18 protein-coding genes and 2 pseudogenes are annotated in these 23,701 nt (G+C 66.3%); 14 read left to right on the top strand and 6 right to left on the bottom strand.

From position 1 onward, the window contains the following. Positions 1–59 precede the first annotated feature (59 nt). From ROSELON_RS01100 to ROSELON_RS01050, 11 genes and pseudogenes are all read left to right on the top strand, one after another. Positions 60–806 carry an alpha/beta fold hydrolase gene (locus ROSELON_RS01100; RefSeq protein ID WP_025310618.1) on the top strand — a complete coding sequence of 249 codons (747 nt, stop codon included), beginning with the start codon at positions 60–62 and terminating at the stop codon, positions 804–806. Next, entirely contained in the window at positions 799–1,782 is a 984-nt protein-coding gene (locus ROSELON_RS01095) for an alpha/beta hydrolase (RefSeq protein ID WP_025310617.1), read from the top strand. The genes ROSELON_RS01100 and ROSELON_RS01095 overlap by 8 nt, the downstream gene beginning before the upstream one ends. Before the next feature lie 220 nt (positions 1,783–2,002). Next, complete coding sequence (locus ROSELON_RS01090; protein WP_025310616.1) at positions 2,003–3,151, top strand: LacI family DNA-binding transcriptional regulator; 1,149 nt, start codon at positions 2,003–2,005, stop codon at positions 3,149–3,151. Positions 3,152–3,175: 24 nt separating this feature from the next. Next, positions 3,176–4,531, top strand: a complete 1,356-nt coding sequence (locus ROSELON_RS01085; protein ID WP_407059668.1) for an ABC transporter substrate-binding protein — start codon at positions 3,176–3,178, stop codon at positions 4,529–4,531. Between the two features lie 87 nt (positions 4,532–4,618). Beyond that, the gene (locus ROSELON_RS01080) at positions 4,619–5,857 is read left to right on the top strand and encodes a carbohydrate ABC transporter permease (RefSeq protein WP_025310614.1); all 1,239 of its coding nucleotides are present in this window, start codon (positions 4,619–4,621) and stop codon (positions 5,855–5,857) included. A 238-nt stretch (positions 5,858–6,095) separates the two neighbouring features. Further along, positions 6,096–7,310 (top strand): carbohydrate ABC transporter permease, encoded by a 1,215-nt coding sequence (locus ROSELON_RS01075; RefSeq protein WP_025310613.1) that lies wholly within the window; start codon positions 6,096–6,098, stop codon positions 7,308–7,310. After that, the gene (locus ROSELON_RS01070; RefSeq protein WP_051508329.1) at positions 7,307–8,614 is read left to right on the top strand and encodes an MGH1-like glycoside hydrolase domain-containing protein; all 1,308 of its coding nucleotides are present in this window, start codon (positions 7,307–7,309) and stop codon (positions 8,612–8,614) included. Before ROSELON_RS01075 ends, ROSELON_RS01070 begins: the two co-directional genes overlap by 4 nt. 3 nt (positions 8,615–8,617) lie before the next feature. After that, positions 8,618–9,667, top strand: a complete 1,050-nt coding sequence (locus tag ROSELON_RS01065) for an ABC transporter ATP-binding protein (protein ID WP_025310611.1) — start codon at positions 8,618–8,620, stop codon at positions 9,665–9,667. A gap of 66 nt (positions 9,668–9,733) precedes the next feature. Then, on the top strand, positions 9,734–10,420 hold the full coding sequence (locus tag ROSELON_RS01060; RefSeq protein WP_025310610.1) for a hypothetical protein: 687 nt from the start codon (positions 9,734–9,736) through the stop codon (positions 10,418–10,420). A gap of 67 nt (positions 10,421–10,487) precedes the next feature. Next, the gene (gene hisD, locus ROSELON_RS01055; RefSeq protein ID WP_025310609.1) at positions 10,488–11,813 is read left to right on the top strand and encodes a histidinol dehydrogenase; all 1,326 of its coding nucleotides are present in this window, start codon (positions 10,488–10,490) and stop codon (positions 11,811–11,813) included. A 179-nt stretch (positions 11,814–11,992) separates the two neighbouring features. Then, positions 11,993–12,752: pseudogene (locus ROSELON_RS01050) on the top strand (SDR family NAD(P)-dependent oxidoreductase). Positions 12,753–12,762: 10 nt separating this feature from the next. On the opposite strand, the gene phaZ reads toward ROSELON_RS01050, so the two are convergent. Then, a complete protein-coding gene (gene phaZ, locus ROSELON_RS01045; protein WP_025310608.1) occupies positions 12,763–14,037 on the bottom strand; it encodes a polyhydroxyalkanoate depolymerase in 1,275 nt (424 codons plus the stop codon). Positions 14,038–14,208: 171 nt separating this feature from the next. On the opposite strand from phaZ, the gene phaC reads away from it, so the two are divergent. From phaC to phaR, 3 genes and pseudogenes are all read left to right on the top strand, one after another. After that, positions 14,209–15,984, top strand: a complete 1,776-nt coding sequence (phaC, locus tag ROSELON_RS01040; protein WP_025310607.1) for a class I poly(R)-hydroxyalkanoic acid synthase — start codon at positions 14,209–14,211, stop codon at positions 15,982–15,984. Between the two features lie 135 nt (positions 15,985–16,119). Beyond that, positions 16,120–16,563, top strand: coding sequence for a phasin family protein (locus ROSELON_RS01035; RefSeq protein ID WP_025310606.1), 444 nt, complete (start codon positions 16,120–16,122; stop codon positions 16,561–16,563). Positions 16,564–16,756: 193 nt separating this feature from the next. Next, a pseudogene (gene phaR / locus ROSELON_RS01030) lies at positions 16,757–17,327 on the top strand (polyhydroxyalkanoate synthesis repressor PhaR). Positions 17,328–17,371: 44 nt separating this feature from the next. On the opposite strand, the gene ROSELON_RS01025 reads toward phaR, so the two are convergent. From ROSELON_RS01025 to ROSELON_RS01005, 5 genes are all read right to left on the bottom strand, one after another. Continuing rightward, the gene (locus ROSELON_RS01025; protein WP_025310605.1) at positions 17,372–18,739 is read right to left on the bottom strand and encodes an aminotransferase; all 1,368 of its coding nucleotides are present in this window, start codon (positions 18,737–18,739) and stop codon (positions 17,372–17,374) included. Positions 18,740–18,898: 159 nt separating this feature from the next. Further along, positions 18,899–20,137, bottom strand: coding sequence for a DegT/DnrJ/EryC1/StrS family aminotransferase (locus ROSELON_RS01020; protein WP_038650027.1), 1,239 nt, complete (start codon positions 20,135–20,137; stop codon positions 18,899–18,901). Between the two features lie 93 nt (positions 20,138–20,230). Beyond that, positions 20,231–21,532, bottom strand: coding sequence for an NAD(P)/FAD-dependent oxidoreductase (locus tag ROSELON_RS01015; protein ID WP_025310603.1), 1,302 nt, complete (start codon positions 21,530–21,532; stop codon positions 20,231–20,233). 8 nt (positions 21,533–21,540) lie between these two features. Further along, complete coding sequence (locus ROSELON_RS01010) at positions 21,541–22,899, bottom strand: glutamine synthetase family protein (protein ID WP_025310602.1); 1,359 nt, start codon at positions 22,897–22,899, stop codon at positions 21,541–21,543. A 5-nt stretch (positions 22,900–22,904) separates the two neighbouring features. Then, complete coding sequence (locus ROSELON_RS01005; RefSeq protein WP_025310601.1) at positions 22,905–23,624, bottom strand: type 1 glutamine amidotransferase; 720 nt, start codon at positions 23,622–23,624, stop codon at positions 22,905–22,907. Positions 23,625–23,701 lie beyond the last annotated feature (77 nt).

The raw sequence follows: 23,701 nt of genomic DNA, 5'->3' as shown, positions 1-23,701 counted from the left end.
CGCTTGCCCCTGTTGCCGGCCTGTTTCACAAAGGCGGCAAGGTTTTCAGGGGAGTACGCATGTCTGCATCCTATCTCGACACCGCCCAGGGGCGGCGGCTGGCCTATCACCGCTTCTCGGGGCGCGAGCCTTGGGTCGTCTTCCTTGGCGGGCTGCGCTCGGACATGACGGGCACCAAGGCCATGCATCTCGAAGACTGGGCGCGTCGCACGGGCCGGGCCTTTCTGCGCTTCGACTACTCGGGGCATGGCGAAAGCTCGGGGGACTTCACCGAGGGCTGCATCGGCGACTGGGCCGAGGATGCGCAGGCCGCCATTGAGGCGCTTACCGACGGCCCGGTGATCTTGGTCGGCTCCTCCATGGGCGGCTGGATCAGCCTGCTGATGGCCGCGCGGATGCCCGAGCGCGTCGCGGGCCTTGTGACCATCGCCGCCGCGCCGGATTTCACCGAGGATGGCATGTGGGCCGAGTGGAGCGAAGACCAGCAAACCGCCTGCATGGAGGACGGGCAGGTCGCGCTGCCCTCCGAGTATGGCGAGGAGATGATCATCACGCGCCGCATGATCGAGGACGGGCGCGATCACCTGGTGCTGCGCGATCCGCTGCCCCTGGCCATCCCGGTGCGGATGCTGCAGGGCACGGCGGATGCGGATGTGCCCATGTCCGTCGCGCTGCGGCTGCTGGAGCATATCGACGGCGACGATATCCGCCTGGAACTGGTGAAGGGCGCCGATCACCGGTTTTCCGATGCGCCCTGTCTGGCCAGCATCGCGCGCGCCGTCGAAGAAGTGTTGACGCGTGCGTAACGTCGGGCGCTGGCTGGGGCGGGTCCTGCTGATCGCGATTACCCTTGTCGCGGCGATCTGGTTTCTCGCCCCGCGCGATCGGGCCGTGCGTGCCAGCGTCGCCCCGCATGCGCTGGAGGCCGATCCCGCCCTGCTGGCCGCGCGCGAGGCCGGGTTCGACGATATCGTGCCCGGCACCGAGGCGCGTGTCGTCTGGGCCGGGGCGGAGGGCGCGGTGACGCGCTGGTCGGTGCTGTACCTGCATGGGTTTTCGGCCAGTTCGGAAGAAATCCGCCCTGTGCCGGACCGCGTGGCCGCGGCGCTGGGGGCGAACCTGGTCTATGCGCGGCTGCCGGGGCACGGCCGGGGCGCCGCGGCGATGGCCGAGGTGCGGGCCGGCGACTGGCTGGACGATACCGACCTGATGCTGGATATCGCCCGCGCCGTCGGCGACCGGGTGCTGGTGATCGGCACCTCGACCGGCGCGACACTGGCCGCCTATGCCGCGAGTGAGGCCGACATGGCGGTCGATCTGGCGGGCATGGTATTCATCTCGCCGAATTTCGGCGTGGCGGACCCGTCTGCCTTTTTGCTGGAGTGGCCGCTCGCGCGGCTCTGGTTGCCGCTTGCCATCGGCCCCGAGCGCGGGTTCGAGCCGCTGAACGAAGACCAGGCGACCTATTGGACCGAGCGCTACCCCTCGACCACGCTGGCGGCAATGGGGGCCTTGATGCGCGAGATGGGCCGCCGGGATGTCTCGGCCGTTCAGGTGCCGGCGCTGTTCCTGTTCTCGGATGCGGACAGGGTGGTGGATGCGGCGGCGACCCGTGCGGTTGCCGCGCGCTGGGGCGGGGCGGTGACCCTCGCCCCGCAGGACCTGCCGGGCGATTGTGTCGATCCGTACGCGCATGTGATCGCGGGCGATATCCTGAGCCCGGCGATGACCGACCGGGTGGTGGCCGCCATTCTGGATTTCGCAGGCGGGCTGCAGGACTGAACCCTAAGGGGTTGCGCCGCGTGTCACGCGTCGCCCGGGAACGCCGCGCCAGGGGCATCGAGCCCCTTGCACGGCTGGCGCGTCCCGCGCGGTGCATATTTTCGGGATAAAGATGGGCTGGGGGACAGTGCCCCCGGGGGCTGGCGGGGCGCGGCTGCAAAGAAAGGCCTTGCCGAAACCGGTTTCGGGGGTAAGCCTGCGAGTCGGGAGAGAGATCAGCATGACGCCAAAGGGCGAAATCACGACCCGCCGCGCGCGGGTCACGATCAACGATCTGGCGGCCGAACTGGGTCTGGCCAAGGGCACGGTCAGCCGGGCACTGAACGGCTATCCCGATATCGCCGAGGCGACGCGCCTGCGGGTTGCCCGCGCCGCCGAGCGCATGGGCTACCGCCCGCTGGCGCAGGCACAGGCGATCCGCACCGGGCGGGCGCGGTCGCTGGGGCTGGTCCTGAACGCGGGGCGGGCCGATGCGCATAAACCCTTCCTCACCGATTTCCTCGACGGGATCAGCCGCGGCGCCTCGGAAGAGAACTGGACACTGACCGTCGCCACCGCGCTGGACGAGGAGGACGAGGTGGCCACGCTCGACCGCTTGGTGGACGAGCACAAGGTGGATGGCTTCATCCTGCCGCGCACCAAGCGGCACGACCCGCGCATCGCCTTGTTGCGGCGGCGCGCGATGCCGTTCGTTCTTTACGGGCGCACAGGCGAGCCCGAGGGCTGCGCCTGGTTCGACATTTCCGGCGAGGATGCGATGGCCGGTGCGGTGGCGCGGCTGGCGCGGCGGGGGCATCGGCGGATCGGCTTTCTGGGCGGGCACCCGGATTTCAACTTCACGCATTTGCGGCGCGATGGCTACCTGGCCGGTCTGACGGCGGCCGGTCTGCCGCACGACCCCGACCTGATCCAGGAAGGAATCTTCACCGTCCCCGAGGCAGAGGTGGCGGCGCTGCGCCTGCTGGACCTGCCCGATGCGCCCAGTGCGATCGTCTGTGCGCTCGACCTGGCGGCGATGGGGCTTTATCGCGCCGCGCCGCGCGCCGGGCGGCAGATCGGGCGCGATCTGGCCGTCATCTCGTATGACGGTATCCCCGAGGCCGCCACGCTGGACCCGCCGCTGACCACCTATGTCGTCGATACGCGCGCGGCGGGGCGGCGTCTGGCGCAGATGCTGCTGGCGCGCATACGGGGCACCGCCCCCGAGGCGCTGCGCGAAATCGTGCCCGCCCGCCTGATCCCGCGCGGATCGGACCGGATCTGGAGCGACGCGCGCCCCGATGTGACACGACCCGGCCCGACAGGGCCCGACCCGACACCACAAGACGCGCAGGAAACGCGCGCCCTCAAACCCCACCCTTTTGCCTGAAGACAACCAATGGGAGGTTAAGACATGGCAATGATGAAACCCGCGGGCCGCACGGCCCTGTTGGCAGCGGCCTCGGTGCTGGCGCTGACCACGGTGGCCGGGGCGGACACGATCCGTTTCTGGACGACCGAGGAACAGCCCGAGCGCCTGGCCCGGCAGGAGGCGATGGCCGCCGACTTCACCGCCGAGACCGGCATCGAGGTCGAGGTGATCCCGGTCACCGAAAGCGACCTGGGCACGCGGGCCACCGCCGCCTTTGCCGCCGGTGACCTGCCCGACGTGATCTATCACACGCTGCAATACGCGCTGCCCTGGTACGAGGCCGGCATCCTCGATGCCGAGGCCGCGACCGAGGTGATCGAGAGCCTCGGCGTGGACACCTTCGCCTCGGGCGCGATGGAGATGGCCGCCGTGGAAGAGGGCTATGCCAGCGTGCCGGTCGATGGCTGGACGCAGATGATCGTCTACCGCGCCGACCTGTTCGAGGAAAACGGGCTGGAGCCGCCGACCAGCTATGAAAACGTGCTGGCCGCCATCGAGGCGCTGCACAACCCGCCCGAGATGTTCGGCTTCGTCGCCGCGACCAAGGTGGACGAGAACTTCATGAGCCAGGTGCTGGAACATGTGTTCCTGGCCAATGGTGTCTCGCCGGTGGATGACAACGGCTTTGCGCCGCTGGACGAGGCCGCCACGATCGAGGTGCTGGAATTCTACCGCGCCATCGTCGAGGCCAGCCCGGAGGGCGAGCTGTTCTGGCAGCAATCGCGCGAGCTGTATTTCGCGGGGCGCGCGGCGATGATCATCTGGTCGCCCTTCATCCTTGACGAACTGGCCGGCCTGCGCGACAGCGCGCCGCCGACCATCACCGACGATCCGACCAGCAGCGAGTTGGCCAGCCGGACCGGCATCGTGACCAACTTCGCCGGCCCGTCGAACCCCGATGGCGCCGCCTGGGCCGACATCCGCTATTTCGGCGTGACGGCCGATGCCGATACCGAGGCCGCGCAGGCCTTCATCGAGTACTCGATGTCGGACGGCTACACCGCGACGCTGGCCATCGCGCCCGAGGGCAAGTTCCCCGTGCGCCAGGGTGACGGCGAAAACGCGACCGCCTTTACCGAGGCCTGGTCGCAGCTGGATGTGGGCATCGACCGCCGCGCGCCCCTGGGCGACCTCTACGCCGCCGAGATGATCGACGAGATCGTCGGTGGCCTGGACGTGGCGCAGCGCTGGGGCGTGGCCGAGGGGCAGTTGGCGCTGGCCTCGAACATGATCAACAGCCAGGTCATCAACCGCCTGGTGCGCGAATATATCGACGGCGTGCGCAGCGCCGAGGAGACCGTCGCGCTGATGAACGAGGAACTGTCGGGGATCGAATGATCCCGCCCGAGACAGCCGGGGCCGCCGATGCGCGGCCCCGGACCCATCCAGACCCACCCGGACCCGTAGCTGCCGGAGCCTGACCAGATGCAATCCGCGACCCCTCCGAAAGGACGGGGCCCACTGGCCCGCCGCGAGGCGCGGCTGGCCTGGGGCCTTCTCCTGCCGACGCTGACCAGCGTGATGCTGGTGGTCATCCTGCCCTTGCTGGCGATCTTCTGGATCTCGGTCAAACCGGTGGGCCTGGCCGATCTGCGCCCGCCCGCGCCGGTGGTGCGCGAGGATCTGCGCGATGCCGACGCGGCGGTCGCCACCTTGCGCTACCGCATCCGCAACAGCAGCCGGGACGAGCCGATCCGCAACACCGTGCTGCGCGATACCCTGCCCGTGGGCGTGCGTGTCGGTGCGTTGCCCGAGATCTGCGCGGTGTCGGGCGCGGCCCTGACCTGCGAGATCGGCACGCTGGAGCCCGGCGGCCGCCTGACGCTGGAAATACCCGCCACGCTGGAGGGCGACCCGGAGGCCCTGGAGGATGCGATCGAGGATGCCACACCCGTCGAGATCACCGGCGAGGCCGAGAACATTCTGACCAATGCCGAGTTCACGCTGGACAATTTCCGCGAGGTGTTCGACGCCCGCGAATTCTGGACCGTGATCTATGCCACCCTGTTCTACACGGTGGTTGGCACGATCGGGGCGCTGGTCGTAGGCCTGTTCGCAGCGATGCTGCTGAACAAATCCTTTCGCGGGCAGGGGGTGCTGCGGGGGCTTTACCTGTTCCCCTATGTCGCCCCGGTCATCGCGGTGGCCTTTACCTGGGTGATCCTGCTCGACCCGTTTTCGGGCAGCGTGAATGCGCTGCTGGTGCAGATGGGCGTGACCGACGACACGATCAATTTCTTCGGCGAGCGGCCTCTGGCGCTGATCATGGTGACGGTGTTCGAGATCTGGCGCTACTTTCCGCTGTCCTTCCTGTTCATCCTGGCGCGGATGCAGTCGATCGACCACGACATGTACGAGGCGGCGGATGTGGACGGCGCGAGCCCGTTTCAGAAATTCCGCTACCTGTCGCTGCCGATGCTGATGGGCATCCTGTCGGTCCTGTTCCTGCTGCGCTTCATCTGGACCTTCAACAAGTTCGACGACATCTTCCTGCTGACGGGGGGCAACGCGGGCACCCGGACGCTGACGGTGAATGTCTATGAACAGGCCTTCGCGGTCAGCAATATCGGCGCGGGCGCGGCGGTGGCCGTGGTCATCCTGCTCTGTCTGCTGATGTTCAGTTGGGCCTTTTTCCGCTTCATCTCGCGGGAGGAGGGGTTGTGAGCGGTGCGGCGCAGCCGATGAAACGTCCAGTGGACGTTTCAAGCGAACAACGGGCGGAGCCCCATGGCGGTGCGGCGCAGCCGATGAAACGTCCAGTGGACGTTTCAAGCGACGGGCGGGCGGCGGCCCATGGCGCGGGTGTTTCGCTGCCTGCGGCAGCGACCCGTGCGAGGGGGCTGTCTGCCCCCTCGCGCTCCCCCGAGAGGTTTTTGGCCAAGATGAAGGGAGGCGGGATCGGATGAGCCTGCTCAGATACGGATATGTGACCGGCCCGATCCTGGGTGTGCTCTGGGCCTTTGTGATGGCGACCACGCTGGCGGTGTTGCTGAGCTTTACCACCGGCGAGGCGTTCCGCCCCGGCCTGTGGGGGTGCCTGGTGCTGGGTGCTCTGGTCGGGCTGGCGGCGCCGGAAAACAGGGTGGGTTGGCTCTTGGCGGTCGGGGCGGCGGTGTTGGGCGTGGCGCTGAGCTATACGCCGGTCAGCCCGATCCACGTGGCCGACACGGTGGGCCTCGGCGGGCATCTGGCGGCCGGGGTCGGGTTTGGCGTCGGTCTGGCCTGGCCGGTCATGGTGATGATGGCCGGCGCGGCACGCGGCGCGTTGAACCGGCACGAATGGGAAGAGGCGGTGATCCGTTTCCTGACCGGGTTCGGCTACATCTTCTTCACGGCGATCGTGGCCATCCCGTTTTACGTGATGGTGATGACCAGCCTGAAGACCCAGGGGGAGCTCATCGCCAACCCGCTCGATTTCTCGATCGATCTGAGCCAGGGATGGGACCTGTTCCGCAGCTATTCCGAGCTGTTCCGCGACTTCAACTTCGGCCAGTACATGTGGACATCGTTTTATGTCTCGGTGCTGACCGTTTTCATCACGCTCGCCTTCTCGATCCCGGGCGCCTATGCCGTGGCCCGGTTGAAGTTCCGCGGGCAGAAGTCGCTCAGCCGGTCGATCCTGCTGATCTACATGGTGCCGATGATCGTGCTGGCGCTGCCGATCTACATCGTCTTCTCGATGACGGGGCTGCGCAACTCGATCACCGGGATCGTGATGATCTACCCGGTCACGACGATCCCCGTCGCGCTTTACATGTTGCAGGGGTATTTCCGTGGCTTGCCGGGCGAGGTGGAAGAGGCCGGGCTGATGGACGGGTTGAACCGGCTGCAGGTGATCTGGAAGATCACGCTGCCCCTGTCGCTGCCGGCGCTGGCCAGTGTCTCGCTCTATGTCTTCATGATCGCGTGGAACGAGTTCCTGCTGGCCTTCATGCTGCTGGATGATCCGTCGAAATTCACGCTGACACGGGGGATCGCCTCGCTCAATTCCTCCGAGATCCCGCGACAGCACCTGATGGCGGGGGCGGTGATCGCCACCGTGCCGGTGATGGCCCTGTTTCTGGGGCTTGAGAAATTCATGACGCGCGGCCTGACCGCGGGGAGTGTTAAAGGATGACCGATATCTTGACCGACATCGACGTGGCCGCCCTAGATGCCGAGGCGCGGCGCATTCTGGAGCTGAACGACCGGGGCGGCTATACGGTGCCGACCGACGGGCTTTATCCCTATCAGTGGAACTGGGACTCGGCCTTTGCGGGGCTGGGCTTTGCCGCAGTGAATAACGACCGCGCCTGGACCGAGGTCGAGACGCTGTTCTCGGGCCAGTGGGACAACGGAATGGTGCCCCATATCCTGTTTCACCGGCCCGATCCGGGCTATTTCCCCGGCCCCGATGTATGGGGGACCGAGGATGCCGTGGGGCGGGGGGCGTGCGCTGTCGCCTCCTCGGGGATCAGCCAACCGCCCGTTGCGGCCTCGCTCGCGTGGCGCATCTACCGCGCCGACCCGGCTGCGGGCGCAGACCGCTTGCGCGCGCTGTTTCCCAAGCTTCTGGCCTATCACCGCTGGATCATGGCGGCACGGGCCGAAACCGGGGCCGTCGTCATCACCCACCCGTGGGAAGCGGGCCGCGACAACGCGCCGGATTGGGACGAGGCGATGGCCGGCGTCGATCCGGTGGGCGTGCAGCCTTACACGCGCCGCGACACCGGCCATGTCGATCCGCGCATGCGCCCCACGAAAGAGGATTACGACCGCTACATCTGGCTGGTGCAGTTCGGGCGCGACCGCAAATGGGACGAGGCGGCGATTGCCGCGGAAAGCCCGTTTCGTGTGGCCGACCCGACGATGAGTTTCACCACCCTGCGCTCGACCCGCGACCTTGCCGCGATGGCGGAGGTGCTGGGCGAGGATGCGGGCGAGATCCGCAACTGGGTCGCCAGGTTGGAAGAGGGGGCCGAGACCCTCTGGAACCCCGGGATCGGCGCCTATGACGCGAAGAACCTGCGCACCGGCAATTTCGCCGGGTCGCTCTCGAACGCCTCTTTCCTGTGCTGGTGGGCGGGCCTGCGCGACGACCGGGCGGTGCCCGCGCTCGACGCCCTTTTGGCGCGCAGCCCGTTTGCCCTGCCCAGCCATGACCCCGAGGGGCCGAAATTCGACCATCTGCGCTATTGGCGCGGGCCGGTCTGGGGGGTGATGAACTACCTCGCCGGCAACGGCATGGAGGAGGCCGGCCTGGCCGAGCAGGCCGACCGCGTGCGCGCCGATACCGCGCGGCTGATCGCGGAAAACGGCTTTGCCGAGTATTTCAGCCCGATCGACGGCACGCCCGCCGGTGGGGCCACGTTCACCTGGACGGCGGCGGTGTGGTTGGCCTGGGCCAGCCCCTCGGCCATCCGCGGGCAGAAAAAGGACTGAGCGATGGGATCGATCCAGCTGAAATCCGTCGAGAAATGGTTCGGCGACGTGCAGGTCATCAAGGGTGTGGACCTGTCCATCGGGGATGGCGAATTCGTGATTTTCGTCGGCCCCTCGGGCTGCGGGAAATCCACGCTGTTGCGCATGATCGCGGGGCTCGAGGAAACCAGCCGCGGCGAGATCGTGATCGACGGGCGCGACGCCACGGCCGAGCCGCCGGCCAAGCGCGGCCTTGCCATGGTGTTCCAGTCCTACGCGCTTTACCCGCATATGTCGGTGGCCGAAAACATGGGCTTTTCCCTGAAAACCGCCGGCGCCCCGAAAGAGGAGCAAGAGGCCAAGGTGGCCGAGGCCGCCCGCGTGCTGCGCCTTGAGCCCTATCTCGACCGGCGGCCCAAGGACCTGTCGGGCGGGCAGCGGCAGCGCGTGGCCATCGGGCGGTCCATCGTGCGCGACCCCACCGCGTTCCTGTTCGACGAGCCGCTGTCGAACCTCGACGCCGCGCTGCGCGTCGAAATGCGCTATGAAATCGCCAAGCTGCACGAGCATCTCGACTCGACCATGATCTACGTCACCCATGACCAGGTCGAGGCGATGACGCTGGCCGACCGCATCGTGGTGCTGGATTTCGGTACCATCGCGCAGGTGGGCACGCCGAAAGAGCTGTATGAGCGGCCCGGCAACCTGTTCGTGGCGGAATTCATCGGCAGCCCCAAGATGAACATCCTGCCCTGTTCGGTGTCGGGCGGGGAATACCACCTCGAAGACGGGCGCAGCGGTGCTGCGCCGGGCAAGGATGGCGCGGTCAAACTGGGCATCCGCCCCGAGGCGATCGAGATCGTGCCCCCCGGCACCGGCGATCTGGATGGGCGCATCGACCTGGTGGAATACCTGGGCGCCGACACCTTCCTGATCGTCGATTGCGATGCGGCGGGCAAGTTGACCGTGCGCGTGGATGGCGAGGCCGAACACCGCAACGGCGCGCCCGTGGGCCTGCGCTTTGCCCCTGGCAAGCTGCATTTCTTCGATGCGGGCGGGCTGGCCATTCGCTGAAGGCTTGGGGGCAGGGCGTCAGACGGGCTAGCCTGGGGTCGGTTTCAGATCGACCGGAGGTCGCCCATGCCCTTTCGCCCCGTTCGTGCGGCGCTTGCCCTTGCCCTTTGCGCGGCCACGCCCTTGGCCGCGCAACCCGCCGACCCCGCCGATCCCATGGCCCTGGCCGCCCTGATCGCCGATGTCGCCGATAACGCCACGCTCAACCGTCAGATGACCGTCACGCTGGCGGGCTGCGCGCTGCGGATCGAGACGCTCACCCCCGCGCCGGTCTGGGTCGAGGTGGCGGGCGGACGGCGTGTCGAGATGCTAGCAGGGCGCGACGAGATGCGCTTCGATCTTTCGTTGCTGGCCCCCGTCGCCGGCGCGATGCGGGTGATCGAGGACGCGGATGTGCCCGCCTTCAGCATCGCCGAGTTCCCGGTCGCCGAGGCGCATCTGCCCGAATTGCGCCGGGCGGCGGACACGATCCTCGACCTCATGGAAGCGGAATATGCCCGCGATCTGCCGCAGGACATGCTGAACGACGCGCTGCGCGACCTGTTCGCGCGTGTCCAGTCGGGCGCCTTCGGCCCCCTGGCCGCGCGGATCAATGTCCTGCGCGAGGATGTCTTTGCGCATGGGGGCGGCGCAGCGGATGTGGGCCTGTCCATCTATATCGACGAGGCGCTTTATCTGTCCGTCCTGCCCGGCCGGGCCGAGGACCTAGCAGAGGCCATCGCCGCCTATCGCGCCGCCATCTGCCCGGACTGAAGAGCATTATTGCATTCGTATGCAAAATGGGGAATCCTCCGCCCGACATTCCTCAGGAGGATCAGCGATGGCGGAGTATCTCAAGCGCGGCAAGCCCGAGGCCGAACGGGCCGAGGATGATGCGAAAACGCGCGAGGTGGTCGAAGGCATCCTGTCGGATATCGAAACGCGTGGCGATGTGGCCGTGCGCGACCTGTCGACGAGATTCGACGGCTACACGCCCGAGGCGTTTCGGCTGACCGGGTCCGAGATCGAGGCCGCGATGAGCCAGGTCTCGACCCGCGAGATGGAGGATATCCGTTTCGCGCAGGACCAGATCCGCCGCTTTGCCGAGGCGCAGAAAGCGAGCATGCGCGATATCGAGGTCGAAACGCTGCCCGGCGTGATCCTGGGCCATCGCAACATCCCCGTGAACTCGGTCGGCTGCTACGTGCCGGGGGGCAAGTTTCCCATGGTCGCCTCGGCGCATATGTCGGTGTTGACGGCCAAGGTGGCGGGCGTGGGCCGGATCGTGGCCAGCGCGCCGCCGGTTGGCGGCAAGCCGCACCCCGCCATCGTGGCCGCCATGCATGAGGGTGGCGCGGACGAGATCCTGTGCCTGGGCGGGGTGCAGGCGGTGGGCGCCATGGCGCTGGGAACCGAAAGCATCGCGCCGGTCGACATGCTGGTGGGGCCCGGGAATGCCTTCGTGGCCGAGGCCAAGCGGCAGCTTTTCGGGCGCGTCGGCATCGACCTGTTCGCCGGGCCGACCGAGACGATGGTGATCGCCGACGACACGGTGGATGCCGAGCTGGTGGCGACCGATCTGCTGGGCCAGGCCGAGCATGGCTACAACTCCCCCGCCTGCCTGATCACCAATTCGCGCACACTCGCGGAGGCCACGCTGGCCGAGGTGGACCGTCTGCTGGGAATTTTGCCCACGGCAGAGACCGCCTCGGCCAGCTGGCAGGATTATGGCGACGTGATCCTGTGCGAGGATCATGACGAGATGCTGCGCGTGGCCGACGAGATGGCCTATGAGCATGTGCAGGTGATGACCGACCGCGACGACTGGTACCTGGAGAAGATGACCAATTACGGCGCGCTGTTCCTGGGCCCGCGGACCAATGTGGCCAATGGCGACAAGGTGATCGGCACGAACCACACTCTGCCGACCAAGCGCGCCGGGCGCTACACCGGGGGCCTGTGGGTTGGCAAGTTCCTCAAGACGCATTCCTACCAGAAGGTGCTGACCGACGAGGCGGCGACGCTGATCGGCGAATACGGCTCGCGGCTGTGCATGCTGGAGGGGTTCGTGGGCCACGCCGAGCAATGCAACATCCGGGTGCGCCGCTACGGGGGCCGGAACGTGCCCTATGGCGAGGGCGCGCCCTGGCGCGACGCGGCCGAGTGATTTGGACGGGCTGGGCGGGCCCGCCCGCCCACCCCTTTTGGGGGCTGCGCCCCCTTGCCCCCCTTTGCATATTTGAAGGATAAAGATGGGGTTGTGGGTTTGCGTGGTTCCCACAGCTTGTTCACAGGGTTATCCCCTGACATGTTTTGCAAACCCGTTTTTCATCCAGAGGAGCCGAGATGACCCTTCCGCGCACCCCGAGCTTTCGACTGGACGGCCGTCGCGCCCTTGTGACCGGTGGATCGCGCGGCATCGGGCTGGGCTGCGCCATGGCGCTGGCCGAGGCGGGGGCGGCATGTCGTCGTCGCCGCGCGCGGGCAGGCGGAGCTGCAGGCAAGCGTGGCGGAGATGCAGGGCGCGGGCCTGTCGTCCGAGGCGCTGGCGCTGGATGTCACCGATCGGGCGGCGGTGGTCGCGGCGATGGACCGGGTCGGGCCGTTGGATGCTCTGGTCAACTCGGCCGGCCTCGCCCGGCACGGCCCGGCGCTGGAGACGGCCGAGGCGGATTATGACGCGGTGATGGCGGTGAACGTGAAGGCGGCCTATCACCTCGCGCAGGAGGCGGCACGCCGGATGGGCGCGGGCGGCGGATCGATCATCCAGATTTCCAGCCAGATGGGCCATGTGGGCGGGCTCGACCGGGCGGTCTATTGCGCCTCGAAGCACGCGGTCGAGGGGATGACCAAGGCGATGGCGACCGAATGGGGCGGTCGCGGCATTCGCGTGAACACGGTGTGCCCGACCTTCATCCGCACGCCCCTGACCGAACCGACCTTTGCCGATCCCGAGAAACGCGCCTGGATCGAGAGCAAGATCAAGCTGGGCCGCGTCGGCCGGGTCGAGGACATCATGGGCGCGGTCCTGTTCCTCGCCTCGGATGCCGCGGCGATGGTGACGGGGACCGCGATCCTGGTCGATGGGGGGTGGACGGCGGGCTAGTGCCGCCCCCTCATTCAGCCGCGGTGGCGGTGTCTTTCACCGGGGCTTTCGGCACGTCGCAATTGGCGTCGATGAAATCCAGCACCAGCGGGCGGATGTTGTTGCGCCAGCTTTTGCCCGCGAAAATCCCGTAATGGCCCGCGTTGGGTTCAAGGTAATTGGCCTTTTTCTCGGGCGGCAGGCCGGTGCAAAGGTCCAGCGCGGCCACGCATTGGCCGGGGGCCGAGATATCGTCCTTGCCGCCTTCGACCGTCTTGACCGCGACGGTGGTGATCTTGCCGATATCGACCTGCTTGCCGTCAACGACGAACCTGTTCTGCGCGATCTCGAGGCCCTTGAAGATGCGTTCGACCGTCGTGAGGTAGAACTCGGCCGTCATGTCCATCACGGCGAGGTATTCGTCGTAGAACTTGTTGTGCTTGTCGTGATCGCCCGCCTCGCCCTTGGCGACGCGCAGGATTTGGTCGGTAAAGGCCTTGGCGTGTTTTTCCGCGTTCATCGCCATGAAACTGGTCAGCTGCTGCAGGCCCGGGTAGACCAGCCGCCCGGCGCCCGCGTATTTGAAGCCGACACGCTGGATCACGTGCTGTTCAAGCTGGCCCATGGTGACGCGATTGCCGAAATCGGTGACATCGGTCGCGGCGGCATCCGGGTCGATCGGCCCGCCGATCAGCGTCAGGGTGCGCGGCTGCGCCTTGGGGTCTTCCTCGGCCAGGTAGGCGGTCGCGGCCAGGGCCAAGGGCGCTGGCTGGCAGACGGCGATCACATGGGTATCGGGCCCCATCTCTTTCAGGAAGTCGACGAGGTAGAGGGTGTAATCCTCGACATCGAACTTGCCGGCGCTGACCGGGATGTCGCGCGCATTGTGCCAATCGGTGATGTAGACGTCACAATCGGGCAGCAGGCTGAGCACGGTGGAGCGCAGGAGCGTCGCGTAATGGCCCGACATGGGCGCAACCAGCAGAACCTTGCGCCCGGTGGGCGCGCGGCCGCTGACCTGAAAGCGGATCAGATCGCCGAAGGGGCGGGGCACCACGGTCTCGACCGAGACGATGTGGTCGCGCCCGTCATCGCCGGGGATGGAATAGATGCCCCAATCGGGTTTCGCCACCATGCGGGCGAAACTGCGTTCGGTCACCTCGCCCCAGGCGGCCATCAGGTTGAAGACCGGATTCGCGGCAAGACCCAGTTGCGGGTAGGAACACATGGCGCGCGCCGTCGACCCCATCCACTGATTGGTCACGCGCATGGATTCCATGAAATCGTAGGTGAGAAGCTGTCGCATCGTCGTCTCCTGCGGCAACGCCGCGGCATGCCCACGGCTGAACGGGGCGTTTCGGCCCCGGCCCGGTTCAATTCATTGCGCCACCCCCTCACCAAGGCATCGCATATTTCGGAAATGCCGCATAAAAGAGATGAAATCAAGGTAGGACCGAGCGACGAGGGAGGAGCCGCGATGGGAGAGAACCTGAATCGCCTCAACGAAAACCTGCAAAAGGTCGAGTCGCTGTCCAAGCGACTGGTTGCGGCGCTGGCCGAGAAGACGCCGGGGGATGTGGGCCTGGAGGGGCCGGGGCAGGACCTGTATCTCAAGGCCGGAGCGGCCTATTGGTCGGAGGTCATGACCAACCCCACCAAGCTGATCGAGACGCAGGTGGAGTATTGGGGCAAGACCATGGCCCAGTTCGTCGAGATGCAGAACGCCATGGCGCAGGGGCACTTCACCCTGCCCGAGCCCGAGGACGGCCCGACCGACAAGCGCTTTTCCAACCCCCTGTGGCAGACCCATCCCTATTTCAACTTCGTCAAACAGCAGTACCTGCTGGGCGCCCGTGCGATCGAGGATGCCGTGACCGAGCTCGAGGGGCTCGATCCGCGCGACAAGCAGCGGGTGGAGTTCTTTGCCCGACAGGTGATCGACCTGTTCTCGCCCACCAATTATCTGGCGACAAACCCCGACGCGCTGGAACGCGCCGTCGAGACCGAGGGCGAGAGCCTGGTCAAGGGGTTGGAGAACCTGGTGCGCGACATCGAGGCGCGGCGCGGCGACCTGCTGCCGATGCTGGCCGATCCCGGTGCGTTCAAGGTCGGTGAGAATATCGGCGTGTCCGAGGGCGCGGTGGTCTATCGCAACCGCATGATGGAGGTGATCCAGTACACCCCCAAGACCGAGACGGTGCATCGCACGCCGCTGATCATCTTTCCGCCCTGGATCAACAAGTTCTACATCATGGATCTCAAGCCCAAGAACAGCTTGATCAACTGGATCGTCGAGCAGGGCTTTACCCTTTTCGTGGTCAGCTGGAAGAACCCCGACGCAAGCTATGCCGATGCCGGTCTCGATACCTATATCGAAGAGGGGTATCTGAAGGCGATCGAGGTCGCCAAGGACATCACCGGCGAGAAACAGGTGAACGCCGTGGGCTATTGCGTGGCGGGCACCACCCTGTCACTGACCCTGTCGCTGCTCAAGAAACGGGGCGACACGTCGATCAAATCGGCCACCTTCTTCACCACGCTGACCGATTTTTCCGAGCAGGGCGAGTTTACCGTCTTTTTGCAGGATGATTTCGTCGATGCGATCGAACGGCAGGTGGACGAGGCCGGCTATCTCGACAGCTACTACATGTCCAAGACCTTTTCGTTCCTGCGCGCGCAGGATCTGGTCTATCAGCCCGCCATCCGCAGCTACATGCTGGGCGAACAGCCGCCGGCCTTCGATCTGCTGTTCTGGAATGGCGATTCGACCAACCTGCCCGGCAAGATGACGGTGCAGTACCTGCGCGGCCTGTGTCAGGCCAACGCGCTGACCGAGGACGGTTTCGAGTTGCTGGGCGAGACGCTGCAGATCAAGGACGTCACCGTGCCCGTCTGCGCCATCGCCTGCGAGACCGACCATATCGCGGCCTGGAAGGACAGTTTCCGCGGCGTGCAAAAGATGGGGTCGCGGAACAAGACCTTCATCCTGTCGGAGTCGGGCCATATCGCGGGCATCATCAACCCGCCGTCCAAGATGAAATACGGTCATTTCACCAATGAGGACCTGACCCTCACGCCCGAGGAATGGCAGGACAGCGCGACCTATCACGAAGGCTCGTGGTGGCCGCGCTGGGGCAAGTGGCTGGCGAGTCGGTCGGGCAAGCAGGTTCCGGCCCGCGATCCGGGGGCTGCGGGCTACGAGGTGCTGGCCCCCGCGCCGGGAACCTACGTGCTGGAAACGACAAACGATTGATTTCCCTTGGGGAGGCAACCTGCCTTGGGGTGCAATGCTGCGGTGCAGAAAAAACCTTGACTTGCTGCACTGCAGCATCCATATTGTTTTGCAGATGCAGCAAAGCCGAACCCCGGCGCACCAAGGAGCACCCCGATGGCCAACACCGATTTCACCAAGTACATGACCGAAATGATGAACGCCTTCCCGATGGACATGTCCGCCTACAGCGACGCGTTCAAGAACTCGGCCGCGATGGGCGAGAAGATGTCGAAGGTCGTCCTCGACGCCGCCGAGAAATCGACCGAGATCTCGTCGAAGTGGACGAAAGACACCATCGCCAAGATGGGCGACGTCGCCTCCGTCAAGGAAGAGCCGACCGACTACACCAAAGCCATGACCGATTTCGCATCGGCAACGGCGGAAATGTCGGCCGAGACCATGGCCGCCTTCGCCGAAGTCGCCAAGAAGGTCCAGATGGAAACCGTCGAGCTGATGATGGCCGCTGGCAAGGAAGCCTCGGAAGAAGCCACCGCTGCCGTCAAGAAGGCCACCAGCGAAGTGACCACCGCCGCCAAGAAAGCCGCCACCGCGAAGTGATCGCGCGGCGGGCCTGCGGCGCAGGCAACCGGATTTCGCGGACGGTGTCCTCCCCACCGCCGCGAAACCTAGGAAGGGCGGGTCCGACGGACCCGCCCTTTTCTTGTAAAGGAACGGTCCGAAAAGGTTGATTGCTTTTCGCTGCGATGCGCTTAGGCTGAGCGATGCTGCATTGCAGGAAGGGGAGAGGAGCATGGCCCAGCCATCGGAACCGCTTTTGATCAAGCGCTACGCCAGCCGGCGTCTCTACAACACCGAGACGTCCGACTACGTCACGCTCGAGGACATCGCGGGCTTCATTCGCGCCGGGCGCGAGGTCAAGATCGTCGATCTGAAATCGGGCGATGACCTGACGCGCCAGTATCTCCTTCAGATCATTGCCGAACATGAAAGCCGCGGCGAAAGCGTCCTGCCCATCGCCGTGCTGACCGACCTGGTGCGCAGCTACACCACGCAGGCGCAATCCGTCGTGCCCGATTTCCTGGCCATGAGTTTCGACATGCTCAAAGAGGGGCAGTCGAAAATGGTCGAGAACATGACCGCGATGAACCCCATGGCCAGCATGCCCGGCTTCGAGGCGATGCGCGCGCAGCAAGAGGCCTTCATGAAGGCGATGATGGGCGGCGTGGGCAACAGCTGGTCCGGCCCGTCCCCCGACTGACAGCGCCTCAAGGCCGGCGGGCGATGGCGAAAGCTCGGAAAAGGAGCTGGCCGACATCCGCAAACAGCTCGCCGACCTGCAATCCAAGCTCAGCAAGATGTAGGAAAGGGCGCGCTGTCGCGCCCTTTTTCCGCTTCCCGGCGCGGCTCAGGCGACCTCGGCGAAGACCTGTTTCAGGGATGCGTCCAGCTTTGCGATCATCTCGTCCATCTGCGCATCGGTCAGGGTAAAGGGCGGGCACAGCACCACCGATTGCCCCAGCGGACGACAGATCAGCCCGTGATCGGTGCAGGTATTGGCGATGCGCTCGCTCACCGACAATGACCCGTCGAATGGCACCTTGCCGTCGCGGTCCTTCACCGCCTCCAGCGCCCACATGTAGCCGATGCCGCGCAGCTCGCCGATATTGGGGTGCCTGGCGATCTCGGCCAAACCGGCCTGCATCCGCGGCGCGCCTGCGCGCACCATGTCCAGCAGCCCCTCCTCCAGCACCACATCGATGGCTTTCAGCGCCACGGCACAGCCGACCGGGTGGCCCGAGGCGGTAAATCCGTGCGGGAACTCCTCGATCGTGTCGATTGCCTCTTGCAGCCTGTCGGTCAGATCGGGGCCGAGGATTACCGCGCCCATCGGGAAATACCCCGCCGTCAGCGCCTTGGACGAGATGATGGCGTCGGGCATGAACCCGTAGGTCTCGCAGCCCCAGACCTCGCCCGTCCGGCCGAAGCCGCAGATCACCTCGTCCGAGATCAGCGGGATGCCGTGTTTCTTCAGGATCGGCTGGATCGCCTGGAAATAGCCCCCCGAGGGCGGAATGACCCCGCCCGCGCCCATCACCGGCTCGGCGAAGAAGCCCGCGATCGTGTCGGCGCCTTCGCGCGCGATGACCTCGTCCAACTCGGCGGCCATTCGCGCGGTGAACTGCGCTTCGCTTTCGCCGTCGCGCCCCTCGCGCCAATAATGCGGGCAGGTCAGGTGGATGAACCCATCCAGCGGCAGGCCGAACACCTCGTTATAAGGTTTGCCCGTCATCGAGGCCGAGATGGCGGTGACCCCGTGATAGGCGTTCTTGCGCGTCAGGATCTTGCGCGCCTGCGGCCGGCCCGTGGCGCGGTTCAGGAACCACAGCATCTTGACCATGGTGTCGTTCGCCTCGGAGCCCGAGTTGGTGTAGAACACCTTGCCCCGGGCAAAGGGCGACACCTCGATCAACCGCTCCGACAGGGCGACGGTCTGGTCCGACATCCGCCCGAAAAACGCATGATAGCCGGGAAAACGGTCGTACTGCGCCTTGGCCGCCTCGATCAGACCCGTGTGGTCGAACCCCGCGACCATGTTCCAAAGGCCCGAATTGCTGTCGAGATAGCGGGTGCCGTTGGTGTCGACGATATAGGGGCCCTCGCCATGGGTGACGACGACGGTGCCGCGGTCGCGGACCGAGGGCAGATCGGTGAACCCGTAGAGCGAGTATTCCTCGGCGCGGGCTTCCCAGGAATTGGGGGCATGGTCGTTCATCGCGATCCTCATGGGCTAGGCTGATCGGCACGCTATCCACGGCCTGTCAGACTGTCCATCGCCCATGACGATCTGCCGAAGCGGTCGGCAGAAACGCGACGGGAAGAGTTTTCACGAAAACTCTTCCCACCCGAAAAATCTTCGAGAAGATTTTTCGGCTCAGGTGCCGTAGGCGCGTGCCTCCGCCATCACGTCCTCGGCAGCGGCCAGCAGCGCATCGGCCACGAAATCCAGTTCGGGCTTTTTCAGGCGGGCGGGCAGGCGCACGTCGCAGGCGCGCATCAGCATGGCGCGGGTCTGCGGCAGATCTGGCATGTCGCCGGGGATGAACTGCCAGTTCCAATAGGCGCGCGCATTATCCTTGGACAGGCCAAAGACCTGCACCTTGACGCCGCGCGCCTCGGCGGCGGCGGCGAAGGCGCGGGCCTGGTCGTCGGTCTCGACGCCGACAAGGTTGAACTGGATCGAGTCGGGTGCGCGTTCCTCGGGGGGCAGGGCGTCGGGCACGTTCAACCAAGGCGACGTGTTCAACAGCCCGGCGACATAGTCGTGGTTCGCCCGCCCGTCGCGCACACGGCGGGCCAGTTCGGGGATCTGCGGGCGGATCACCGCCGCCGACAGGTTCTGCAGCCGCATGTTGTAGAGCGGCAGCTTGTTTTGCCAGCGGGCAAAGGCCATCGCCAGTTCCGGGTCGTTCTGCCCCTCGGGGCCCTTGTGCTTTTTCCAGTTATGCTCGTAGGCGCCCGACAGGATCACGGCGCGCGCGATCACGTCGGCATCGTTCGAGATCAGGATGCCACCTTCGCCCGCGTTCAGCATCTTGTAGGACTGGAACGAGAAGCAGCCGACCGCGCCGATCGTGCCGATCTTCTTGCCGTGCCAGGTGGTGCCCAGCGAATGGGCCGCATCCTCGATCACGGGAATGCCGGCGGCGTCGCACAGCGCCATGATCGCATCCATGTCGGAAGTGTGGCCGCGCATGTGGCTGATGATGACGGCCGAGATGCTGTCATCGAGCTTGGCTTTGAAATCGTCCATGTCGATGCGGTAATTCTCGCCCACCTCGACCAGCACAGGCTGCATGCGCGCATGCACGATGGCCGAGGGCACGGCGGCGAAGGTGAAGGCGGGGATCAGCACGCGCGCCCCGGCCTCCAGCCCCAGCGCTTCCAGAGACAGGAAGATCGCGGCCGAACAGGACGACACGGCCAGCGCGTATTTCACGCCCATCATGTCGGCGAATTCGCGTTCCAGCAGGGCCACGGGCGCATCCGCCGGCGCGGTATAGCGGAACAGGTCGCCCGATTGCATCAGGCGGTCGATCTCGGCGCGGGCGGCCTCGGGGATGGGTTCGGCGTCATAGACATTGGGGGCCAGGCCGGTTTGGGTGGGCGCCATGGTTTCACCTTTTCGAAAAGTCCCTTTTCGAAATTCTTATACTCGGAAAGGGCCGCAAAGGGCCAGTGAAAGAAAAATGACACTGTCAAAGGGTCAGAGGCCCAGACGGTCGCGCAGCGAGAACCACGTCATGGCCAGGGTCAGGATCGGCGCGCGCAGCGCCGTGCCGCCGGGAAAGCGCGGGATGGGCAGCGCCTCGAAGGCGGCCAGCCCGTCCTCTTGCCCCATCACGGCCTCGGCCATGATCCGCCCGGCCATGCCCGCATGCGCCACACCATGCCCCGAGAACCCGGCCGCCGACAGCATCCGCGGGCCAAGGCGCGCCAGATAGGGCAGGCGCGGCACCGTGATGCCCAGCGACCCGCCCCAGACATGGGCGATGCCCATGCCCGAAAGCTGCGGGAACAGCCGCGTCATCCGCGCCACCAGCGCGGTCGAGATGTCGGCGGGAAAGCCGATGGAATAGCTCTCGCGCCCGCCGAAAAGGAACCGGCGATCCTCGGAAAACCGATAGTAGTTCACCACGAAGCGGGAATCGGCCACGGCAATATCCTCGGCCAGCACGTCGCGCCATGTGTCGGGCAGCGGCTCGGTCGCGGCGATGAAGGAGTTGATCGGCATCACCCGCGCATTCACCTGCGGCAGGATATTGGGCAGATAGCCATTGCCCGCGATGATGGCGTGATCGGCGATGACGCGCCCCCCGGCGGTGGTCAGCACCACCTGCGCGCCGTCCTCGATGCCGGTCACCTCGCTTTGCTCGTAGATCGCCGCGCCCGCCGCTTCGGCCTCGCGCGCCAAGGCGCGGGCATAGGCCAGCGGGTTCAGGTGCCCGCCCGTGTGGTCGAGGATGCCGCCCTTGTAGAGCGGCGATTTGACGAGCGCGCCGAACGTGTCCGCGTCCATCACCTTGGCGGTCTGGCCGGTCCTGGCCGCGACATGATCGGCCTCGGCGCGGGTCTCGTCCAACTCGGCGGCGCTGTAGACACCGTGGGCGATGCCCGGGCGAAAGGCGGCCTCGGGCGCATGGGCGGCGCAGAAATCGCGCAACTGGTCCTTGGCCCCTTCGGACAGGTCCCACAGCGCGCGGGCGCGCGTGTCGCCCAGTTTCGCCTCGAGCCAGTCGAGCGGCTTGTTATAGCCCGAATGCACCTGCCCGCCATTTCGCCCCGAGGCGCCGAACCCCACGCGATGCGCGTCCAGCACCACAACCCGCCGCCCGGCGCGGGCCAGGGTCAGCGCGGCCCACAGCCCGGTGAACCCCGCGCCCAGGATCGCCACATCTGCCGTGATCGCGCCCTGCAAGGCGGGGCGCAGGGACGGCGGCGGCAGGGCGGCGGCGTAGACCGAGGGTGCATGGCTGCCGGGGCGGTCGTTGCGAAACAGCGCGCTCATGGCCGGCGTCACACGTTCATCAGCAGATGCTCGCGTTCCCAAGGGCTGATGACTTGCAGGAACTCGTTGTATTCAAGGTCTTTCACCGCCGCATAGACTTGGCAGAACGCGTGCCCCAGCACGTCGCGGATGGCGTCGTCGCCGCGCAACAAATCCAGCGCCGCGCCAAGGCCGCGCGGGATGTTGTCGTCGCCCGTATAGGCATCGCCGACCCAGGGCTCGCCCGGCGCAATCTGCCCGACCAGCCCCAGATAGCCGCAGGCCAACGATGCGGCGATGCCCAGATAGGGGTTGCAATCCATTCCGGGCAGGCGGTTTTCCACGCGGCGGCCATCGGCGTCCGAGATCGGCACGCGCAACCCCGTGGTGCGGTTGTCGCGGCCCCATTCGAGGTTGATCGGCGCGGCGAAGTCGGGGACGTAGCGGCGATAGCTGTTCACGTAAGGCGCCAAGAGCGCGATGACCGAGGGCAGGTGCCGTTGCATCCCGCCGATGAAATGGCCGAAGGCGGGGGTTTCGTCGCCCTGGGCGTCGGAAAAGATGTTCTGCCCGGTCTCGATCTCGACCACCGAGTGGTGGATATGCATGGCGCTGCCCGGCTCGCCCTCGATCGGCTTGGCCATGAAGGTGGCGTAGCAGTCGTGTTTCAGCGCCGCCTCGCGGATCATCCGCTTGAAATAGAACATCTCGTCGGCCAGCCGGACGGGATCGCCATGGCGCAGGTTCAGCTCGATCTGGCCCGCGCCGCCCTCTTGCAGGATGCCGTCGATTTCCAACCCCATGGCTTCGGCGAAATCGTAGATGTCGTCGATCACGGGGCCGTATTCATCGACCGCCGACATGGAATAGGCCTGTCGCGCCGCCGCCCGCCGCCCCGAGCGCCCCATGGGCGGCTCGATCTCGCGCGCGGGGTCGGTGTTGGGCGCCACAAGGTAGAACTCCATCTCGGGGGCGACGATGGGCTGCCAGCCACGCGCGTTATAGAGCTCGACCACGCGTTTCAGCACATTGCGCGGAGCATAGGGCACCGGCTGCCCCTGCTGGTCGTCGATGTCGTGGATCACCTGCAACGTCCAGTCGGCCGTCCAGGGCGCGGGCAGGGCGGTGTCGAAATCCGGGGTCAGCACCATGTCGGGTTCGGTGAAGCCCGCATCCAGCGCGTTGTCGGCCCAATCCCCGGTGATCGTCTGGAAGAAGATCGAGTTGGGCAGGTAGAACCGCGTCTGGGTGGCGAATTTCGCCCCCGGCATCGCCTTGCCGCGCGCGACCCCGGCCAGGTCGGCGACGATGCATTCCACCTCGTCGATGCTGCGCCCGCCCAGGTAGACCTGTGCGACCTCGGGCAGGCGGTCGATCAGGGAGCCCATGGCGCTCATGCGCGGACCTCGCGCGTGAAATTGCCCGGCAGGACGGTGGCATCGGCCCCCTCCAGCACATCGGCCAGCCAATCGGCGACGGGCGGGTTGTCGGTGGGCCGGCTCAGCCCGGCGCGCGCGGCGGCGATCAACGGGTCGGGCACGGTGGCCGAGCGGTGGTCGATCAGCCCCTGCACGACCGAGGCGCCGAACTCGGGGTGCGGCTGCACCGTCAGGATGCGCGGGCCAAAGGCCAGCACCGCATTGGCGCAGAAATCGTTATGGCCCAGAACGGTCGCCCCCCCCTCGGGCAGGGCGACGACCTGGTCCTGGTGCCAGGCGTTCAGATACAGCGTCGTTTCGCCCACCTGGTAGCTGCGCCGCCCGACGGACCAGCCGCCGGAATACTTCTCGACCCTGCCGCCAAGGGCCTGCGCGATGATCTGGTGGCCGAAACAGATGCCCACCAGCGGACGCCCCGCCTCGTGGATGGCGCGGATCAGATCCTCGAGCGGGGCGATCCACGGGTGATCCTCGTAGGCGCCGTGGCGCGACCCGGTTATCAGCCAGCCCTCGGCCGCGCCCACACCGTCGGGAAAGGCCATGTCCACGACATTGTAGATGTCATAGGTGAAATCGCGCCCTTCGAAGAGTCGGGCGAACATGTCGGCATATTCGCCGTCCGTGGCCTTGATCTCGTCTGGGACATGGCCGGTTTGCAGGATGCCGATACGCATGGGGGGTATCCGTCGAAAGGGTCTGCCGCGAAGCTATGCCTGCCCGCGACCCGGCACAAGTGGGCGCGGATCGGGGT

The organism is Roseibacterium elongatum DSM 19469, assembly GCF_000590925.1.
In the GTDB taxonomy this organism is placed as follows: Bacteria; Pseudomonadota; Alphaproteobacteria; order Rhodobacterales; family Rhodobacteraceae; genus Roseibacterium; species Roseibacterium elongatum.
The sequence above is the reverse complement of the archived record's forward strand: the minus strand, read 5'-3'. Positions and strand labels throughout refer to the sequence as shown.

Excerpts from the sequence above, each read along its gene's own strand:
- ROSELON_RS01100 (WP_025310618.1), top strand. The coding sequence starts at position 60 with ATGTCTGCATCCTATCTCGACACCGCCCAGGGGCGGCGGCTGGCCTAT.
- ROSELON_RS01090 (WP_025310616.1), top strand. The coding sequence starts at position 2,003 with ATGACGCCAAAGGGCGAAATCACGACCCGCCGCGCGCGGGTCACGATC.
- ROSELON_RS01085 (WP_407059668.1), top strand. The coding sequence starts at position 3,176 with ATGGCAATGATGAAACCCGCGGGCCGCACGGCCCTGTTGGCAGCGGCC.
- ROSELON_RS01080 (WP_025310614.1), top strand. The coding sequence starts at position 4,619 with ATGCAATCCGCGACCCCTCCGAAAGGACGGGGCCCACTGGCCCGCCGC.
- ROSELON_RS01075 (WP_025310613.1), top strand. The coding sequence starts at position 6,096 with ATGAGCCTGCTCAGATACGGATATGTGACCGGCCCGATCCTGGGTGTG.
- ROSELON_RS01070 (WP_051508329.1), top strand. The coding sequence starts at position 7,307 with ATGACCGATATCTTGACCGACATCGACGTGGCCGCCCTAGATGCCGAG.
- ROSELON_RS01065 (WP_025310611.1), top strand. The coding sequence starts at position 8,618 with ATGGGATCGATCCAGCTGAAATCCGTCGAGAAATGGTTCGGCGACGTG.
- ROSELON_RS01060 (WP_025310610.1), top strand. The coding sequence starts at position 9,734 with ATGCCCTTTCGCCCCGTTCGTGCGGCGCTTGCCCTTGCCCTTTGCGCG.
- hisD (WP_025310609.1), top strand. The coding sequence starts at position 10,488 with ATGGCGGAGTATCTCAAGCGCGGCAAGCCCGAGGCCGAACGGGCCGAG.
- phaZ (WP_025310608.1), bottom strand. The coding sequence starts at position 14,037 with ATGCGACAGCTTCTCACCTACGATTTCATGGAATCCATGCGCGTGACC.
- phaC (WP_025310607.1), top strand. The coding sequence starts at position 14,209 with ATGGGAGAGAACCTGAATCGCCTCAACGAAAACCTGCAAAAGGTCGAG.
- ROSELON_RS01035 (WP_025310606.1), top strand. The coding sequence starts at position 16,120 with ATGGCCAACACCGATTTCACCAAGTACATGACCGAAATGATGAACGCC.
- ROSELON_RS01025 (WP_025310605.1), bottom strand. The coding sequence starts at position 18,739 with ATGAACGACCATGCCCCCAATTCCTGGGAAGCCCGCGCCGAGGAATAC.
- ROSELON_RS01020 (WP_038650027.1), bottom strand. The coding sequence starts at position 20,137 with ATGGCGCCCACCCAAACCGGCCTGGCCCCCAATGTCTATGACGCCGAA.
- ROSELON_RS01015 (WP_025310603.1), bottom strand. The coding sequence starts at position 21,532 with ATGAGCGCGCTGTTTCGCAACGACCGCCCCGGCAGCCATGCACCCTCG.
- ROSELON_RS01010 (WP_025310602.1), bottom strand. The coding sequence starts at position 22,899 with ATGGGCTCCCTGATCGACCGCCTGCCCGAGGTCGCACAGGTCTACCTG.
- ROSELON_RS01005 (WP_025310601.1), bottom strand. The coding sequence starts at position 23,624 with ATGCGTATCGGCATCCTGCAAACCGGCCATGTCCCAGACGAGATCAAG.